Source organism: Psychrobacter sp. T6-1 (assembly GCF_052258445.1).
The window spans coordinates 1-3,586 of the sequence record NZ_JBQQFC010000258.1 but is presented as its reverse complement, the minus strand read 5'-3'; the positions used below and the strand labels follow the sequence as shown (position 1 = coordinate 3,586).

The following is a 3,586-nucleotide window of genomic DNA, read 5'->3' as shown; positions in this document are numbered from 1 at the left end:
CTTGCTAACACTTCCGCTGCTGAGGCAGAATATCTATTTTGCAAGATCACCACAGGTAATGGTTTGAGAATAGCGACGCCTTTGGTGCTAAGCGTACGCGGATCTGCATTGCGGCTTTTGACTTGTACCACGTCAGTATCTGTCATAAACAGACTAGCAATATTAATCGCTGACGATAATACGCCGCCTGGATTATCACGCACATCTAGCAAGATACCAGAGACTGGCGCGTCAAGTCCGACCACGCCTTCAATGATTTTTTCACGGCTGTTATTTTGAAATACAGGCAGTTTGATGATAGCGATACCATCGACTAGTCGGGTTTCTATGGCTTTTGGATTACTATTATTACGCTGTAACGTCGTTGTATGCTTGCGCCTACCTGCTCTAGAGGTAACCACATCTACCTGCGTACCAGCAATACCAGATAATAGCTGTTTGACATCATTACTTCTGTTGTTTTCGTCCAGCTCAAAGTCATCAATTTGGTGCAAATAATCACCAACATCGATATCATTTTCGTCTGCCGGCGAGTCGGAGATGACGTCCGTGACTACCCAGTACCCCGCTTGAGGCTGATACATAACGGTGATACCGATATCTCCAACATCTCCTTGGGTAAACGCACGCAGGTTGTCATAAGCTTCTGCATCCAAAAACTCAGCATGACTATCAAGCTTAGTCAGCATACCGCTAATCGCATTATTAAATAGTGCCTCATCGTTTACCGCATTGATATATTCTCGCCGTACCAAACCGACGACCTTGACAAAGGTCTTTAGCGTATCAGGACTAATAGCATTGAGAGAAACGCGTGACACCTCCTCTGGTATATCCGAATCCAAATCATCGGAGTCGTCCATTGGATACTCCAAATCATCATCAGAGTTGTCACTACCGAAGTCATCGCTGTCATCCAAAGCACTGTTATCAGGAGCGCTATCGACATCGTCATCGGCATCACTGTCGCTATCGTCATATTCAATTGAGAGACTTATAGCGCTAACTTTAAGCGTATTTTTGTCAGTAGGCGCAGCATAAGTATTGCTCCCTATGATACTCAATGACCCAAACAAGCTGAGCGCTAATGCGTAATGCATTAGCGCTGTAGGTTGCAGTACTATAGGCTTATTCAAAGCCGTGTAGATAGAAGATCGCAGGTAGGACATAGATGACTCATCTAAAAAACAAAGAGGATATCTCGTTAATAATAGTGTAATTAAACGCCCTAAGCCATATAAAAAAGGGAGAGATAATAGTATCTCTCCCTTAATCAATGCTCACTACGGTAGACAAACGTGTTAATGATCAGTAGTAGCAGTTATAGGTCATACTATCTAATAAAGCGTATAGCTTTAATGACGTACTAATCTTAGGCACATCAATGGGCTTTAACCAGCAAACTCTCACCAGTCATCTCGCCTGGTGCCGCCATCTCCATCAAGGCCAAAATCGTCGGTGAGACATCACTAAGCTTACCGCCGCTGCGCACTTGTACCGGCTGCTCACCGACATAGATCAAAGGCACAAATTCAGTCGTATGCTGAGTATGCACCTGCCCGCTATCATAATCATGCATCTGCTCGCAGTTACCATGATCGGCGGTGATAAGCATATGACCATTTGCTGCGCGTACCGCTGATTCAACGCGGCCTACACATTCATCTAACGCTTCAACCGCCTTTACCGCAGCAGCAAAATTGCCCGTATGCCCGACCATATCACCATTGGCATAGTTGACAACGAGGACATCATGCTTACCCGAATCAATGGCGGCGACGAGCTTATCGGTAAGCTCAGGCGCACTCATTTCAGGCTGTAAGTCATAAGTGGCCACATCAGGTGACGGCACTAAAATACGCGTCTCACCCTCATACTCAGCTTCACGGCCACCACTAAAAAAGAAGGTGACATGCGCGTACTTTTCAGTTTCAGCGATACGTAACTGGGTTTTGTTGTGATCTTGCAAAAACTCACCGAGCGTATTGTTTAGCGAAGTTGGATAATAAGCAACGCTGGTTTTTGGGTTGTCTGCAAGCTCATCTGAGTATTTGGTTAGCATGACAAAGGCGGCAAGCTTTGGCTGCTTTTGACGGGCAAAACCTGAGAACTCATGATCAGGTAGTATAAACGCCTGCGCCAGCTCACGGGCGCGATCTGCGCGAAAATTCATAAAGATCAGCGCATCGTTGTCATCAACGGTAAAAGGCGTTTCGCCGTGCTCTATAACGGTTGTGGGGCTGATGAATTCATCGGTTTCGCGTGATTTGTAAGCCGCTTGTACCGCGCCATCAGCACGAGTTGACATGCGATCGGCTTTGCCTTCGGTAATCAACTCATAAGCTTTTTGCACGCGATCCCAACGATTGTCACGATCCATCGCATAGTAGCGACCAATAATACTAGCGATTTGCACGCGGCCACCTTCATAATGAGCGTTCAATTTATTGATATGCTCGCGCAGACGATTGATGTATTTATCAGCAGATTTAGGCGGTGTATCACGACCATCTAAAAAGCAGTGGACAAAGACATTTTTAGCACCATGAACCAGTGCTGAATGGCACATAGCCTCGATATGATCTTGATGCGAATGCACGCCGCCATCAGAGACCAGACCCATAATGTGCACGTTACCACCTTTGTCATTAGCAGCGTTCACAGCGTTCACCAGCGCTTCGTTTTTGTAAAACTCGCGGCTGACAAGCTCACTTGATATCCGTGTTGAATCCTGATACAGCACGCGCCCTGCGCCCAGATTCATATGACCTACCTCAGAGTTGCCAAACTGCCCCTGGGGCAAACCAACATCTTCACCTGATGCCGATATCAGTCCGTGCGGATAACGCTGGTAGATACTATCTAAATGCGGGGTATTTGCAGCAGCTATCGCATTATCATCGCTCTCTTCACGATGACCAAAACCATCCAAAATCATCAAAACATGAGGTGTTTTTTTATTATTCTGATCATCAGTTTTATTATTCTGATCGTCAGTATGTGTCTGACTGTCATCAGTAGACTTAGGCTGGGTCTGCGTATTGCTCATAGATTACCGCTCCTCAAGTGAATGAACGCCGTTATTTGGGATACTAAAAGCCCTATATATTACCACACATCTTAAAATACTTGAAAACTGAGCATTCTTTACTCATTTACTCACGTTTGAGTTTGACAATTAGCTCATAAGCACCTTAGTACAAAAGCTACGTATCAAACTGTAATCGCACTTGCATTAGCCTAATTCATTGGTTACTATGATTATATTCTGAAGTGTTGGCTAGTAGATGTTTATTCCCTGAGCCGATAATGCTTTACCAGGATGCGCTATCTATTATCTCATTGTGTATGCCTGCACCGCTTGCGGTGTATCAGGAAACCTGCAGAGATGATGACGTATCCGCCCTGAACTTCACGGTTCATGGGTCACCATCTTACGGCGACACTTCGGTTGTTTTATATGATTAATATGATTTGTCACTTAGCTGATATGCTACTGAGAGTTGTATTAAGAAAATCGTATTGAGTAGTACGAAAAAGTCCCTATCTTTTCAAGGTAGGGGCTTTTTTATGAGTACCAATTTAT

The 3,586-nt window shown here is 44.9% G+C and carries 2 protein-coding genes and 1 other RNA gene; 1 reads left to right on the top strand and 2 read right to left on the bottom strand.

Features of this window, described 5'->3' with window-relative positions:
- Together ACTXGO_RS11225 and gpmI are read right to left on the bottom strand one after the other, a co-directional pair.
- The coding region (locus ACTXGO_RS11225) for a S41 family peptidase (RefSeq protein WP_443574541.1) at positions 1-1,169 on the bottom strand (1,169 nt) is incomplete at its 3' end.
- Between the two features lie 212 nt (positions 1,170-1,381).
- The gene (gene gpmI, locus ACTXGO_RS11220) at positions 1,382-3,049 is read right to left on the bottom strand and encodes a 2,3-bisphosphoglycerate-independent phosphoglycerate mutase (protein WP_435950521.1); all 1,668 of its coding nucleotides are present in this window, start codon (positions 3,047-3,049) and stop codon (positions 1,382-1,384) included.
- Between the two features lie 213 nt (positions 3,050-3,262).
- On the opposite strand from gpmI, the gene ssrS reads away from it, so the two are divergent.
- Positions 3,263-3,458: non-coding RNA, 6S RNA (ssrS, locus tag ACTXGO_RS11215), on the top strand.
- Positions 3,459-3,586 lie beyond the last annotated feature (128 nt).